This window comes from Methanobrevibacter sp. (assembly GCF_045114555.1).
Taxonomy (GTDB): domain Archaea; phylum Methanobacteriota; class Methanobacteria; order Methanobacteriales; family Methanobacteriaceae; genus Methanobrevibacter.
Genome location: NZ_JBGUKT010000029.1, coordinates 18,500 through 32,492, shown reverse-complemented (window position 1 = coordinate 32,492; position 13,993 = coordinate 18,500). Strand labels below are relative to the sequence as shown.

Below are 13,993 nucleotides of genomic sequence, written 5' to 3'. Positions count from 1 at the left end.
CGCATAGCTTTTCATCGCCGCTTGCGGTAATCACTATGTCGCTCCATTTAACCATCTCATCAAGGTCTTTTAAAGGTGTTAAAATAGCTCCTTTTTTAGTCAATTCTTCATCAATTGAATTTCCTGCCAATATTACATTGGCTCCCTTATCTAAAAAGCGATGTGCTCTTCTTGTAGCTACCTCTCCTGTGCCTAAAATAAAGACATTCTTGTTTTCAACTTCAAAGAAAAGAGAAGTTAATCCCATATTATCACATTATTTATTTTTAATTCAATTGATTTAAAGATTGGATAAGTTTAGATGAAATGTTTATTTTTCTTCCAATTGTTTAAGTTTTAATAATTTTACAGCCATTCTTAAGTCATTGTTACAGTCTGCAAGCACTTTTTCAGCTTCCGCTTCACTTATGTCAAAGGTTTGTGAAAGTGCAAATACCGCTTCATTTGATGTAGGTGGTGTTCCTGCAGCTAAAATTACTTCAGATAATTGCTTTTTCAAATCCATGTATTCCTCTTCGCTCATGCCGATTTGGTTTAAGGTCATGTCTCTTAAAGGACAAGGTTTTGAAGTTTTACAGCACCATACAAGTGATCCAAAACAGGTTGCGGGGCCTTCGCCTAATCTAGTTTCTCTTGCAAATTTTTGCTTAATGTCTAAGAATTCCTGAGGAGTTAATCCAACTTCTTTTAAAGCTCCCATAATAGGGCAAGGTTTTACAGGAGGACAACAGAATGCGAGTCCTCTTACATCTCCTCCTCTACAAATATGTGACGGTGAATTTTCCCATACCATAGTTTTTCCTCTAATTTGTAAATAATAAATATAAAATGTTTTTAATTTTTTTATCATTGATTTTTTAATTATTGAAATAATATAATAATAAATTAAATTAAAATTAATTAATTTAATAATTAATATAACATTAATAATTTTGTTTGTTTATATTAATATAATTTTTTAATTATAATTGAAAAATCTTTAAAAATAGTTGTATAATCCGGTTAAAATCTTTAAACTGTTATCTCGGAAAAATAGTAAAAATTAAAAAATTAGAATAAAAATTAAAAAATCATAATAAAAAATAAAAAAGAAAAGAAAAAGAAAAGAAAAAGATTAGTGATCTTTAATCATGTCTGCTTTTTCTTCACCAGTTAATTCTGCAACGATTTCTTCTGGAGTTCCAGTACTGAGGAGTTTTCCTCCTCTCATTAAGCTTGCCTTGTCACAAACATCCAATACGAAATCCATATCGTGAGAAATAATTACAAAGGTTTGGTCCAATTCGTCTCTTGCCTTTAAGATGGAGTTGGTTACAATGATTCTTGTAACTGGGTCCATAGTACCTGTTGGTTCGTCCAATACAACAATGTTTGGCTCTTTGATTAATACTTGTGCAAGAGCTACTCTGTGTCTTTCCCCTCCACTTAACTCATCTTGCCATTTGGATAGGATGCTCATGGATTTTTCCTTTTCAAATCCTACGGTTTCAAGGATATGTGCTGCTTTGATTTTTGCAAATTCAGCAGGCAAGTTCAAACTGATAGCATCAGTTAAGTTACCTAAAATATCTCTGTGAGGATATAAAGAGTATTCTTGGTGTAATAAACCTAAGTATGGAGTTACACGACCTCTGTTTAATGGGCCTGGTTTTTTCATGTCAATCCAGTTATCACCTAACTTGATTTCAAGTTCTCCAGAACTTGGTTCAGTCAATCCAATCATCATTCTGGTTAAGGTGGTTTTTCCAGATCCACTAAGTCCAACAATACCGTAAATTTCTCCTTGATTAATTGTTAAGCTTACACCGTCTACAGCCTTAACAACTCCTCTTTCAATTGAATAGTAGTGCTTCTTAATGTCTTTCACTCTAATGATTTCTTCGGTGTGCTCAACTTTTTCAACTTGTTCTGCTTGAGGTACGGTTTCAAGGAATTTTGGAACTATGACATCTGGGTGGCCATGTTCAATGATTTCCCCTTTGTCTAACCATATTGCATCATCCGCTAATTGATTCATAACTTCTGGCCAGTGGGAAGTGATTACCATACTGATTCCTTCATTTTTTACCCCTTCAATTAAGGTTTGGTGAAGTTTTTCAGCAGTTTGTGGGTCTAAAGTACCTGTTGGTTCGTCAGCTAAAAGCAACATTGGGTTTTTAGCCAATTGTCTTGCAAGTACAACTCTTTGTTTTTCTCCTCCACTTAAGTCACGAGCAATGTGAGTAACCCTGTGACTCATTTGAACCATTTCCAATAAGTCAATAGCGTTGTAGATATTCTCTTCTTCGTATCTGCCTTCGTCACCCATTGCATTCAATACGTTTTCAATTACGCTTTGTTCATCGTACAATGCAAAGTTTCTTTGAAGCATAATGGAAATTCTTCTTCTGATTGCTGCCTTTTCCAATCTGTCAGCATTCCAGAAATCAATTTCCTTTGCTTTCAATTCAGCTCCACATTCTGGACATTTTTCGCCGGCCTTTGAAGCAGGTTCAACATGCAAGCATTTTTTATTTTCACAGATTGCTAAGTCAAAGAGTACTTGCCCACTGTCAGGAGCATATTCTTTAGTACCTCTTAGCATGTTGATTAAAACAGATTTTCCACTACCGCTTCTACCGAGAATACCTAATGTAGAACCTTCTTCTATTGTTAAGTTAATATCTTTAAGAACTTGTTCTCCATTAAATGACTTATTAATATTTTTTAAAGTTATGAAAGACATAAGCCCACCTTTTTGAAATATAGTTGTAATTATGATTAATTTTTATTTATTTTTATTTTTAAGTTTTTTAATTTATTTTAAATTAATATCAAATTAATTTATTAAATTATATGTATATTATTTATAAACGATATTATTAATATAAATTTTGATATTTTTTCATATTTTCATTGATTTTATTATTAATTTCCTTTGTTGTTTTGTTCTTTATGATTTGAACCGCATAATGGTGTTCCACATTCCGGACATTTTATGTTTCTGCATGGGAATCCTCTAATCTTTGGAGCTATGTAACCGCAATTAGGACATTCGCATGCTTTTGAAGGTCCTCTGCCACTTCCGGACCCTCCAAATGATCTTCTTCCATTCAAAGGATATTTGGAAGCTTCCGGAACATTGAACATTTGAGGTGCAGATGATTTTGGTTTGTTGTTCAAATCATTTTTTACAATTTCAATGTTTTCAGATTTGCAGTCTGGACAGTTTGTGTATTCCTTCTTGGGATTGTTCCATTGGAATCCACATTCTTTGCAGATGTATACTTTTTCTTCAGTATAGAAATTTTCATTGTTTATTTCTATCTTCTTTCCTTCAATCAAAGAGATTGCAGTTTTTTTTCTTGCAGAATTGATGATTCTGTGGAATGTTGGCTGTGATATTCCCATTAATTCTGCAGCCTCTTTTTGCTTAATATTGTGATAATCGCCTAATCTGATTGCTTCGAACTCATCAAGATTCATTTTGATTGCCTCTTGATTATCTTCTAAAACATCTCCATGCTTTAGGCAAGTGTGATCAGGTTGTTTAACAATTCTTCTTTCTATCTTCGGCCTAACCATTCATTCTCTCCTTATATTTTTTCATGGCATATTCTAATGAAGAGTTTTCATTATGAATATATATTTATTATGAATATATATTCATAACATTTAATATATAGTTTGTCTTTTGATTTTTAAAAATAGCTATTATTTTAAAAAAGAGAATTATTAAAATAAAAAATGAAAATAAGAAAAAAGTCAATTAAACTCTAGTAAAAAAAATGTAAAAATAGAGATGTCTTTTATTTGATGGATTCTCCTAGTTTTTTGGCTTCGTCTTCCTTGTTTCTGCCAAGAACCATGCCTAAATCTTTCCACTGAAGAAATTGGGTAAAGATATTATATTGGCCAAGAGCCATTGAATAGTCGTCGCCTCTTGCAGTCATCAATAAAGCGCAATCCTTTTTCGCTCCAAAGTTTTCACCTAAATTGAACCAGCCAAACATTCTGTCTATAGCTGTCTTTAATTCTGCGGTAAATGTTCCCCAGTACTCTGGTGAAGCGAATACGACAACATCTGCCCATGTCAGATCTTCATAAATCATGTTCATGTCATCCTTTTTTTGAACGCATCCCTCACGGGTTTCCATACATTTGTCGCATCCCAAACAGTAGTTTATGTTCATTTCATGTATGAAATGTTCCCTCACTTCATTTCCTGAATTCTCTGCTCCTTCAATAAATGAATTTACCAATGATGATGTGAATCCATTCTTTCTTGAACTTCCGTTTAATATAATGATCTTACTCATAAAAATCACCTAATGAATAGTATATCCTATTTCATCTTTAATGTTTTAAAACACCTAGAAATAAATTTAATTGGTTCTTTATAATTCAAAATTAAAGCTGACAGTTGTGAATTTCATGCCGCTGTCCCTAATCTTTTTACTATTTATGCTAACGTCCCTATATTTCTTTAAGAAAGTTTCAATCTCTCTTGAGATGGAGTTGTATTTTCTCCTGTCATAGACTCTGTAAGTACCCATGAATTTAACGCTATCGGCTTTGTTTAGGACATTTACCTTGTCCATTCTGTATGATTCGTTGTTTTTCTCTAAAATTGAGTTTACTTTTGTTACTATCTCTTCTTTGATTTTATCCTTTTCCTCTTGGCTAATCATTCTATCTTCTCCCATTATTATTCTAATTGCTTTTTCAAATTAAATTATTATGAATTTTTTAATCAATTAAGTTATCTATTTTATCAAAAAGTTCCTGATGGGTGTTAAAAAGATTCTCAAATTCCTCATCATTTATAGTCATTAAATCTATCTTCAACTCTTCATCCTTTTTAGATATTTTCACTTGTTTGGATTCATCGTCATCAAATTCATCAATAAGCATTGATTTGATTTCATTATATTTGTTTTCAGTTAAATTATACCTTCTAGCATGGTTTATTATATCCATTGCATGAATAAGTTCATTCTCTGGCCTATCAATGCAGGTGGAGAGTCTGATTTTAGTTACCATATAATAAGGGGCTTCTATTTTGTCTCGACGAAGCACAATTGAAATTTTTGATATCACATGATCATCATCACAATTTTCATTTATGAATTTAATCAATTGGAACTGTTTCATATTTGCATTAGCATTCATGAAAGTCATGGTAATATATTCTTTTTATAGATATTTAAGTTTAATGTGGTTTAATCTAGAATATACTTTAATACTTTTCAAAAATAATTTTCAAAAATAATATGTGCTAGATAAAAAATAGTTCTTATAAGAAAAAAATATTGTTGATTAATATAATTTCAAATTTATTGCGGAAGTGATGTTGTGGAAGAATTCTTAAGAGTAACACCAAGCAGTGATTATATGAATCCGCTTATCCAGCAGAAGGTTCTCCAATTAAAGAATCAATCTGGGGATGAAATAGATTATATAAAACGAAGCTACCTCTTTGTTAGGGATGAAATCCCTCATTCATGGGATATTCAAGCAAAAATAGTTTCAAGAACCGCTAGTGATGCGCTTAAGAATAAAACTGGTGTATGTTGGGTGAAATCATGCATTCTTGCTGCACTGCTAAGAGCAAATGGGATTCCATCAGGAATCAGCTATCAGTTGCTTACAAGAGCTGATGATGAGAGTGATGGCTATATGATTCATGCATTGAATACTGTTTTTATAAAAGATTTGGATAAATGGATTAGGCTTGATGCTCGTGGAAATAAGGAAAACATCAATGCAAGATTTAGCTTGGATGAAGAGCATTTGGCATATTCAATCAGAAAGGAATTTGGAGAAATAGACTACCAAGACAATCATGCTGATTTAGATCAAAGACTGGAGGAGATACTTGCTCGAAGTGATAACATATTAGAAGTTAGGACTGATTTTGAATTTTAAATATTAAAAATAGATAAAAAATGAAAAATTATTTAAAATAAATTTTTTTTTTAAAAAAAGAATAAGTTAATAATAAATTTAAAGAATAAATTTAAGAATAAATTAAAAGAATAAGTTAATAATAAATTAAAAGAATAAATTAAAAGAATAAGTTAATAATAAATTAAAAGAATAAAGTTAAAAAAAAATGTTTTAACATTAAACTCTTATTTTACACAATTTTTCCATTTGCAGATTTGCCTTTTATGTTTTTAGTTCCTAGGAATTCTACAGTGTATTGGTTTGATTTTATATTGTTTGATTTAAGATTTTTAACTGCTATTCCATTTTTCACTTTAACAATATAAGACTTGCCATCAACTGTAAATTTAACTTTTCCTTCATTGACTTTTGCATTGTTTTTAAACTTCAAAGTTGCTTTCAATTGTGCATTTTTGTTACCAGATGCCTTAATATCCTCTGCTTTTAGTCTAATGGAAGTTTTTGTAATTAGCACTGTTTTTGTTTTAGGAATTGCTTTTATTCCAGGTTCCTCGCAACTGACAATTGCTTTATAGGTTCCCACTTCCAATCCATCAGGAGTAATATAATTTATTCCATCATCATCAGTGGAATATAAAGTAATATATTTAGAGTATGCATAATATGGTTTTCCATTTTTCTGGTAATCAACGCGAAGCACTGTTTCTATTCCTCTTCCATTGCTCTTCTTAACAATCTTTGCATCAAAAGCTTTTCCAGAATTATATTCCCTTTTAAAGGTTTTGCCTTTTTCAAGCTTAATAACAGCATTTGATTTATCAATGATATTAAGTCTTTCTGCAGTTTTTTCATCTACATTTCCAGTTACTTTTAATCCTTTTGCTTTTTGGAATTGCTTAACTGATTTGAATGTGCAAGGCCCATACCATCCATCGATTTTTAAGTAATGGCCTTTGTATCTAAGATAGTATCCATTCTTTTTCAAAGCCTTTTGGATTTTTTTAACCATAGCTTTATCTTTGCTGCCTTTTTTAACAGTTTTAAAATCAGTTTTATTTTTGGAACTTGCTTTTGCATCAACTTTTGATTTTTTAATTACTTTTGGTGAGGTTTCCAGTTTTGTATTTCCAGTATCGCCACCAACATTTTCTTCTGCTGCAGTAAGCTCTTGATTATCATCTGCACTAGTTGAAACAGTTTCTTCTATGTTTTCTTCTAAATTAAGTTCTTGGCTGTCATCAGTATTGATATCACTTGCAAGATCATCTGCAGCACTAACTGCAGATAGGCTAAGTATGCAGACAATGAATATCAACACTAAAAATAAATATCCTTTATTTCCCATAGTTTTCTCCTATAAAATCTTATTTAAGTTAACTATATTTATATAGTTATATAAATATTTTGAAAAAATATTTTGAAAATTAGGTGAATAAAAATAGTTTTGAAAGCTAAATTTGAAAAAAAGAAAGTTTTTAAATTTTAATTTTATTCAAATCAAAATTTAATTTTCCGCTAATGGCGGCTCTAGCTATTGAAATACCATTCGCTCCAGCATTTAACATTTTTTCAGCTTGAGAAATGGAATTGATTGAGTTATTTCCAATTATGAAAATATTGGTATTTTCGAATATTTCTTTTATTAAATCAAAATCCGCATCTCTTACTCCTTTTTTCATAGCATCAATGTGTAGGTAGTCAACTCCACAACTTTCTGCCAGTTTAGCTATTTCTAAATTGTCAACTCCTTCAACATTAGCTCTCATTTTTAAGGATACTTTTGATTTTGATTTCTTTACAACTTCTTTTATGTAATCTTCCAAGTCTGGTCTTAGGAGCATGCTTTGTCCACAGCCAACTGCAACAAGCTCTTCCTGTCTGCAATGACAGTTGATTTCAATGATGTCTAAGTTTTTTATTTTGCTTATTTCTATTAATGGATCGGGAGAGGTTCCTCTTAAGTTTGCAGAAACAGTTACATCAAAGTTATCTTTAATTGTGTTAACTTCATTTTCAATTACATTATAAATGTCTTCTTTTGGGTAATTGAACTCTTTCCTGCCCCTTGCTATGATTTTTTCACAAGCTTCTATTGATTCGCTGTCGGTATTGTATCCTCCAATAGTGACTGTATCAAAGCCGTAAGGTATAAGCTTCATAGCAAATTCTGCATTTGTTATTCCTGCCATAGGTGCAAGTACTTTAATGTTAACACATCCTTAGAATAAAAGTAGTTAAAAAATAGAAAAATAGAAAAAGTTTGGAAATAAAAAGAAAAGTTAAATTAAGTGAAAATATGTTTTAATTAAAGTTCTTCTATTACATGAATCCAATCTTTATTATTTCCTGCACGAATTATTTCAAGTCCGATGTCTGCCATATATGCTGCATCTTCCATGTTGTCTGCTCTACCGATACCTGCTTTTAGGCCGATTCCAATTTCTTCATCAATCTCTTTGAGAATTTGGGTGAGGTCATCTTCACTTAATCCATTACATGGGGACATAAAGTTGTCTCCACCGATGAAGAATAATAATGCTCCTTTTTCACGGAGTTTAGTCATTAAGTAGTGTTGAGCTTTGTTTACCATAAAGCTTGTATCAAAAGCGGATTCAATATCAGTTAATGTTTCAGTAACACTGTTGATATCGATGTGTGCTGCTTGTACGAAACTGTCTTCTGGGTTTTCAATAAGGTTGTTTATTGCTAAAATTTCTTTTCTTCCAGAAGATTGAGCTCCACCTTCTTTTTGAAGTGCAATGGTTGCTAATCTTTGAGCTTCGTGTGCAGTTTCTGCTGCTCCAACACCCATACTGATTGTAATTGGGTATCTGTTTCTAATAGATCTTTGAATTCTCATGTGGTCTTCTTCATTAAGACCGTTTGTGACTGCAAGTAAATTATCAAATCTTGTAAAGAACACTAAACCTTTTTTAGCAGCTATTTGTCTTTGCACATCTGCAAAAAGTTCTGCTTGTAAAATTTGAAGGTCAGATTCTGTACGTGGTCTTGGAGTAACTGTCCATGGACCATAATTATCGATTTGTATCAAAGTCATTTGTATCATATATTTTCACCTAATAGTAATATATTTAGTTATAACTAAATTAGTATTTAAACTTTAAGCATTTAATTAGTAATTTTTTTAAAAATCTTTTATTTTTAATAATTTTTTTTAATTTTTTATTAACTAATAATTTTTAATAATTTTAAATAATTTTAAAAATTTCTAAACAATTTTAAAACAATTTTTAGACAATTTTAAAAAATTTTTTATTCCAAAACCACTTTAGCCAGATTGATTTTATCCTCAATTGTCTTCATAAAAGTGTTGGTTATGATGACATTTGGAACGATTTCTTCAATTTCCTCTTTAAACTCTTCGTCTTGATTGTCAATCACCAATGTATTAAGGAATGATTTGTAAAGTTCTGCGACTCCTTTGGAGGAAGTTTCATAACCGAATGCATTCATGAATTGTCCAGCAGGGCCGCTAAATGCAGATCTGCCTACAAATGGAGAAACCGCGATAACCTCTTTCTCCTTAAGGGCATCTTCAACACCATCTATTGAAATGATAGGTCTTATTGAAGTGATTGGATTTGATGGTCCAAAGATTACTTTATCACATTTTTCTATTGCTTCAATAAGTTTTGGACTAGGGCTCACATGAGCATATTTCACTTCAATTACTTCACAGTTGCATTGATATTTGATCAAAAAGTCATGGAATTCTATTTCACCATGCTCTTTAGTTACAATGCTTATTTCAGATTCTTCATCACTCATTGGAATTATGCTTGCCTTAATGCCTAATTTGTCCTTTTGAAGTTCGACAATATCTGATAAGGTCCAACCTTCCTCAAGCAAAATGGCTTTTTGAAGTTTGGTTGCCCTGTCCTTATCTCCTAATCTGAGCAATTCAGTAGTTCCCATTTCAATTAGCTGTTCTCTAACTATGTAGGTATCCCCTTTAATTCCATACCAAAATTCCTCATCAATCATATCTGCAAAAGTATACATCACTGTATCAATATCCGCTGCAATATAACCTCTGGACATATATAAATTTTCCACAGTATTTACTACGACAGTGATCTCTTCTTCAGGGTAAATTTCCTTTATTCCTTGAATTAATTTTGGAGTTCCAGTGCCTCCAGAAAAAACAGTTATCATGATTTCCACTCTTTTTATTTTTATTGTGATATGATTTGTTTATTATTTTAATAATAATTAGATTATTTCACTCGTAAATTTAACAAATGACGTTTTTTTTAAAATTTTAACTTTAAAATTCTTCTTTTAATGGACCTCCACATTTAGGGCATGGAGTTTTTTCAGAAATTACTAAAGACATTTCACTATTGCAATTAGGGCAATCGTTATTTTCAAGAATGTTTCTCCTATCTTTGTAAAATGTTTTCTTAAAATCAAAAAATAGTATTTTAAATGTTTTATCATTATCGAGATTTTTAGAAATTTCTTTAGTCAATATTTTTTCAATCTCTTCTTGAGTGAATAGCTCATTGTCTTCAGGAACGTAGGTCTTAATTAATTCATTGCAATTTGGACAGTAGTTTTCATAAAGGAATCCTGAAATTAAAGATTTAGTCATCTTGTCTGAATTTTCCTTATTGTGAATATCTTCAATAAGTTCTAAATGATTGCTATCCTCTTTCTTGTCTTTAGAATAGAAATTTAAAATGGATTCAAGATCTTCTAAATTAGTATCTAAATAGAATATTAGGTTCTTATCTAAAAATGAAAAATCACAGCTTTCACATTTGAAATTAATTTCAACCATATTATACACTCAAAAAGAAAAAAAATCGTTTTGTTATAAACTGTTATTGTTTGTTATCTATTTTCTAAATACATCAAACTCTTTAGGTCTAAGCAATGGTTTGATTCCAGTTTCTGTGTCTCTAAGGTGGTTAAATGCATCAAATCCTCTAATCAATACGATAGGAATTCCTTCGTTTGCTTGTCCCATCAATAAGGATGCAGCTGCTGCAAGCTCATCTGCAGTAGCAACTTCAGTTGTTTCAAGAGCTCTGCCGAAAAGATCTTCTTCACCGATTCTTACCCAAAGCGGATTGATTCCAGAGCAACCAATAGCTGTTCCAATTGCACCCACTCTAAATGCTCTTCCTTGAGTGTCAGTAATGATTACTGCAATTTCCTTTCCAGTTTTTTCTTCCAAACACTCTCTTATTTCCTTTGCAGATGAGTCCGGATTCTTAGGCATTGGAGTTGCTAATCCTTCTTCTACATTTGATTCATCTATTCCTGAGTTTGCACAAACAAATCCATGCTTGGTTTCTGTCACAATGAAATTAGGTCCAACAGCAACAATCTCATTTGATTCCTGTAAAATCGCTTCAACAAGTTTTGGATCTTTTTTGCATTCTTTTGCAATTTTTATTGTTTCTTCGCTTGGCTCAAGCTCATCAATTTTTATGTAGTTGCCTTCAGCCTTGGAAATCAATGTTTCAGCAATAAGCAAAATATCTCCATCTTCAAGAGCAATATTTTCCTTTTCCAAATCCTCTTCAATTATCTTAGCTATATTATCTCCTTTTTTAACTAAAGGAATTTCTTTTAATCCATATAATTTTAAAGTCATATTTAAATGTTATACTAATAAAATATAAAAAACTATTGTTATTCACAGAAATTATTGTTATTCACAGAAATTTTTATTTACAGAAATTTTTATTTACAGAAATTTGTAATTATTCACTAAAATTTGTTATTTATTGGAAATTTTTTTAAAAATTAACAATTATGCTTTATTTTTTTTTAAAAATTAACAATATGCTTTTATATTAAAAATAATAAATTTATTATTAGTATGATTAATAATCAGTTTTATTATTAATTTATTAGATTATTTAATTATTAATTAATTCTTTAGAGGATATTATGATTATAGAAAGTCTTATTAATGGATTTGACATGATTATGGAGATGCTCCAAAGTGGGGGAGTTATCACTTATATAATTCTTTTGCTTGGTATCTATGGTCTGTTAATATCTATAAGAAAGATATTTTACCTTAGAAAAATAAGTAAAATTGATGCTACAGAGATTATGGGGACTATTACCTCATCTATGGAACAAGGTGGAGCTATTGAAGCTTTAAAAAATATCAGTCACTATAAGAACCCTGTTTCAAGAATCATGTCTGAAGCATTGAAAATTGGTTATAAGAATAAGATAGAAGTGGAAGAAAGTATGGAGCAAATCTTCATTGTGGAGCTCTCAAAAATGACCAATGGTATTAGTGCATTAAAAACCATTATCGAGCTTGCTCCTTTCTTAGGATTGATTGGTACTGTATTAGGTATTTGGATGACCTTTAAGAATTTAGGTGTAAATCCTGATGCTGCAGCTATGGCAGAGGGTATTTACATTGCTCTTATTACCACTATTGCAGGTTTAACTGTAGCTATTGTTCTTATGCCATTATATACTTATATCAAAGGTTTAATTGATGCAGAAATGGATAAAATTGAATTAGCTACTAAAATGACTAATTGGAGTTATGCTGTAATTAAAATCAGAGTTTATGAAAAGTTGCCTTGTGTAATTGAAGCACTTCAAGAAGCAGAAGGTATTGTTAGCGTAAAGGAAATCTCTGATCCATATTCAAATATTCAAATTTCATTTAAGCCAAGTATGCTTGAAAAGAGTATAAGTAATATCATATTGGAAAAATGTGATGTAAAATCTGAAATTACTGAAAGTAAATTAAGACAATAATCAAGGGGCTGTTAAATTGGCAATTGACATTAAGCGTCATAAGGAGAAGATGAGTAGGGATGAGCCTGAAATCAAGTTGGTTCCTTTTATTGACATTTTATTTACTTTACTTATCTTTTTAGTAGTGACCAGTACTTTCGGTGCTGCATCTGTTACTGGTGATGACACTGGCACAGGCACTGGAAAGCCAAATATGACTGACACTACTGGAGATGCAGAGTATTATTTGCTGCCTGTTGCAGGACTTCAGAAAGTTGTTGTAAATGGTGTAGATATGTCTTCTGAGATAAGAGGAAATGCTGTCGGTGTTCATGCAAGAGTGCTGGATGAGGGTGATGTTCAGATTAAAACGAGTGAACATGCAATATATATTCAAGCACCTTCTGGAATGACTCCTCAAGAGGCAGTTCATATGCCAGAGTGATTTTAAAGTTTATTTTAATTTTTTTAATATTTTCAAATTTTTCATATTTTAATGCTTTTTTAAAATATGATTTTTTTATTTTTTAATTTTTTAATAGTAAAATTTTTTTAATTTTAAAATTTCTTTAATTTTAGAATTTCTAAATTTTTTAATTATTGGATTTTATATATTATAGTTAATTTGGGGTAAAACAATGTATTTAGGCAGAATTATTTCAGCAGGAAAAACAGAAGATGGAAAACCATATGTCGCTTATAGAGTTTCAAGCAGATCTTTTCCAAACAGACAAGTAAAAGTTCTTGAAGATGAAGCAGCTATCATTCCAAAGGAAGGGTTTGAAACAGATATTTTCAAAAACTCTTACATCGCTTATGATTGTGTAAAGACTGTAGGTGACATTGCAATTATTTCAAACGGTTCTCAAACCAATCCTATTGCAGATAAGATAGCTATTGGAATGAATATCAGGGATGCAATGGCATATTCATTAATCACTTTAGATTATGAAAAGGATGATTACAACACTCCAAGAATTGCTGCAGTAGTTAAAGGAAATGAAGAGGATTTTGAAGCTTATATTGGTATTGTAACTGACAGTAAAGTCTTAGTTGAAAAAATAGAAGAGGGTAAAGCTCAATTCATTTCCACTTATGAGAAAAACACTCCTGAAGATGTTGTTTTCTCTGCAGAAACTCCTGATGCTGCATGTAAGTTCATTTTTGATGAAGGTGCATTTGCTGAATTTGAAAATCCTGTTTCTTCAGTTGCAGCAATATTTGATGGAAAATGGAAAATTGCTGGTTTCAATCCAGAATAAATCCCCAAGCTTTTTAGCCTTCGGCTAAAAACCTTGACCAAAATTCTTTCCAATTTATTTAGGTAAATTGGATTTTTTTTATTTTTGTATTTTTTTTC

At 31.0% G+C, this 13,993-nt stretch carries 17 protein-coding genes; 4 read left to right on the top strand and 13 right to left on the bottom strand.

Going from position 1 to position 13,993, the window contains the following annotated elements; translation table 11 throughout:
- The 7 genes from ACJMLB_RS07005 to ACJMLB_RS06975 all read right to left on the bottom strand — a co-directional run.
- The coding region (locus ACJMLB_RS07005) for an NAD(P)-dependent oxidoreductase (RefSeq protein WP_405324786.1) at positions 1-247 on the bottom strand (247 nt) is incomplete at its 3' end.
- A gap of 63 nt (positions 248-310) precedes the next feature.
- On the bottom strand, positions 311-793 hold the full coding sequence (locus ACJMLB_RS07000) for a methanogenesis marker 9 domain-containing protein (RefSeq protein WP_405324784.1): 483 nt from the start codon (positions 791-793) through the stop codon (positions 311-313).
- 321 nt (positions 794-1,114) lie between these two features.
- On the bottom strand, positions 1,115-2,725 hold the full coding sequence (atwA, locus tag ACJMLB_RS06995) for a methyl coenzyme M reductase system, component A2 (protein ID WP_405324782.1): 1,611 nt from the start codon (positions 2,723-2,725) through the stop codon (positions 1,115-1,117).
- Positions 2,726-2,907: 182 nt separating this feature from the next.
- Positions 2,908-3,564, bottom strand: coding sequence for a DUF134 domain-containing protein (locus ACJMLB_RS06990; RefSeq protein ID WP_295607907.1), 657 nt, complete (start codon positions 3,562-3,564; stop codon positions 2,908-2,910).
- 224 nt (positions 3,565-3,788) lie between these two features.
- Entirely contained in the window at positions 3,789-4,298 is a 510-nt protein-coding gene (locus ACJMLB_RS06985; protein WP_295607905.1) for a flavodoxin family protein, read from the bottom strand.
- Between the two features lie 78 nt (positions 4,299-4,376).
- Complete coding sequence (locus ACJMLB_RS06980; protein ID WP_405324779.1) at positions 4,377-4,670, bottom strand: hypothetical protein; 294 nt, start codon at positions 4,668-4,670, stop codon at positions 4,377-4,379.
- A gap of 58 nt (positions 4,671-4,728) precedes the next feature.
- Entirely contained in the window at positions 4,729-5,160 is a 432-nt protein-coding gene (locus ACJMLB_RS06975; protein WP_295607899.1) for a hypothetical protein, read from the bottom strand.
- Positions 5,161-5,334: 174 nt separating this feature from the next.
- Between ACJMLB_RS06975 and ACJMLB_RS06970 the strand changes: the two genes are divergently transcribed.
- Positions 5,335-5,907, top strand: coding sequence for a transglutaminase family protein (locus ACJMLB_RS06970; RefSeq protein WP_405324777.1), 573 nt, complete (start codon positions 5,335-5,337; stop codon positions 5,905-5,907).
- Positions 5,908-6,118: 211 nt separating this feature from the next.
- On the opposite strand, the gene ACJMLB_RS06965 is transcribed toward ACJMLB_RS06970, so the two are convergent.
- From ACJMLB_RS06965 to ACJMLB_RS06940, 6 genes are all read right to left on the bottom strand, one after another.
- Positions 6,119-7,234 carry a peptidoglycan-binding protein gene (locus tag ACJMLB_RS06965; RefSeq protein WP_295607893.1) on the bottom strand — a complete coding sequence of 372 codons (1,116 nt, stop codon included), beginning with the start codon at positions 7,232-7,234 and terminating at the stop codon, positions 6,119-6,121.
- Between the two features lie 130 nt (positions 7,235-7,364).
- Positions 7,365-8,078, bottom strand: coding sequence for an MJ0144 family RNA dihydrouridine synthase-like protein (locus ACJMLB_RS06960; protein ID WP_295607890.1), 714 nt, complete (start codon positions 8,076-8,078; stop codon positions 7,365-7,367).
- A 116-nt stretch (positions 8,079-8,194) separates the two neighbouring features.
- A complete protein-coding gene (locus ACJMLB_RS06955) occupies positions 8,195-8,956 on the bottom strand; it encodes a GTP cyclohydrolase III (RefSeq protein ID WP_295607887.1) in 762 nt (253 codons plus the stop codon).
- A 206-nt stretch (positions 8,957-9,162) separates the two neighbouring features.
- Positions 9,163-10,065 (bottom strand): 2-phospho-L-lactate transferase, encoded by a 903-nt coding sequence (gene cofD / locus ACJMLB_RS06950; protein WP_296856596.1) that lies wholly within the window; start codon positions 10,063-10,065, stop codon positions 9,163-9,165.
- 112 nt (positions 10,066-10,177) lie between these two features.
- The gene (locus ACJMLB_RS06945) at positions 10,178-10,693 is read right to left on the bottom strand and encodes a hypothetical protein (protein WP_295607881.1); all 516 of its coding nucleotides are present in this window, start codon (positions 10,691-10,693) and stop codon (positions 10,178-10,180) included.
- Positions 10,694-10,750: 57 nt separating this feature from the next.
- Positions 10,751-11,515: a coenzyme F420-0:L-glutamate ligase gene (locus ACJMLB_RS06940; protein WP_405324774.1), complete on the bottom strand. Its 765-nt coding sequence runs from the start codon at positions 11,513-11,515 to the stop codon at positions 10,751-10,753.
- A gap of 299 nt (positions 11,516-11,814) precedes the next feature.
- Between ACJMLB_RS06940 and ACJMLB_RS06935 the strand changes: the two genes are divergently transcribed.
- From ACJMLB_RS06935 to ACJMLB_RS06925, 3 genes are all read left to right on the top strand, one after another.
- Positions 11,815-12,654, top strand: coding sequence for a MotA/TolQ/ExbB proton channel family protein (locus ACJMLB_RS06935; RefSeq protein WP_295607876.1), 840 nt, complete (start codon positions 11,815-11,817; stop codon positions 12,652-12,654).
- 16 nt (positions 12,655-12,670) lie between these two features.
- Positions 12,671-13,078 (top strand): biopolymer transporter ExbD, encoded by a 408-nt coding sequence (locus tag ACJMLB_RS06930; protein WP_295607874.1) that lies wholly within the window; start codon positions 12,671-12,673, stop codon positions 13,076-13,078.
- A 193-nt stretch (positions 13,079-13,271) separates the two neighbouring features.
- Complete coding sequence (locus ACJMLB_RS06925; RefSeq protein ID WP_405324771.1) at positions 13,272-13,895, top strand: IMP cyclohydrolase; 624 nt, start codon at positions 13,272-13,274, stop codon at positions 13,893-13,895.
- The last annotated feature ends 98 nt before the right edge of the window (positions 13,896-13,993 follow it).

Coding starts and splice junctions, on each gene's coding strand:
- ACJMLB_RS06925 (WP_405324771.1), top strand. CDS start 13,272: ATGTATTTAGGCAGAATTATTTCAGCAGGAAAAACAGAAGATGGAAAA.
- ACJMLB_RS06945 (WP_295607881.1), bottom strand. CDS start 10,693: ATGGTTGAAATTAATTTCAAATGTGAAAGCTGTGATTTTTCATTTTTA.
- ACJMLB_RS06960 (WP_295607890.1), bottom strand. CDS start 8,078: ATGGCAGGAATAACAAATGCAGAATTTGCTATGAAGCTTATACCTTAC.
- atwA (WP_405324782.1), bottom strand. CDS start 2,725: ATGTCTTTCATAACTTTAAAAAATATTAATAAGTCATTTAATGGAGAA.
- ACJMLB_RS06975 (WP_295607899.1), bottom strand. CDS start 5,160: ATGACTTTCATGAATGCTAATGCAAATATGAAACAGTTCCAATTGATT.
- ACJMLB_RS06935 (WP_295607876.1), top strand. CDS start 11,815: ATGATTATAGAAAGTCTTATTAATGGATTTGACATGATTATGGAGATG.
- ACJMLB_RS07000 (WP_405324784.1), bottom strand. CDS start 793: ATGGTATGGGAAAATTCACCGTCACATATTTGTAGAGGAGGAGATGTA.
- ACJMLB_RS06955 (WP_295607887.1), bottom strand. CDS start 8,956: ATGATACAAATGACTTTGATACAAATCGATAATTATGGTCCATGGACA.
- ACJMLB_RS06965 (WP_295607893.1), bottom strand. CDS start 7,234: ATGGGAAATAAAGGATATTTATTTTTAGTGTTGATATTCATTGTCTGC.
- ACJMLB_RS06940 (WP_405324774.1), bottom strand. CDS start 11,515: ATGACTTTAAAATTATATGGATTAAAAGAAATTCCTTTAGTTAAAAAA.
- ACJMLB_RS06985 (WP_295607905.1), bottom strand. CDS start 4,298: ATGAGTAAGATCATTATATTAAACGGAAGTTCAAGAAAGAATGGATTC.
- ACJMLB_RS06990 (WP_295607907.1), bottom strand. CDS start 3,564: ATGGTTAGGCCGAAGATAGAAAGAAGAATTGTTAAACAACCTGATCAC.
- ACJMLB_RS06980 (WP_405324779.1), bottom strand. CDS start 4,670: ATGATTAGCCAAGAGGAAAAGGATAAAATCAAAGAAGAGATAGTAACA.
- cofD (WP_296856596.1), bottom strand. CDS start 10,065: ATGATAACTGTTTTTTCTGGAGGCACTGGAACTCCAAAATTAATTCAA.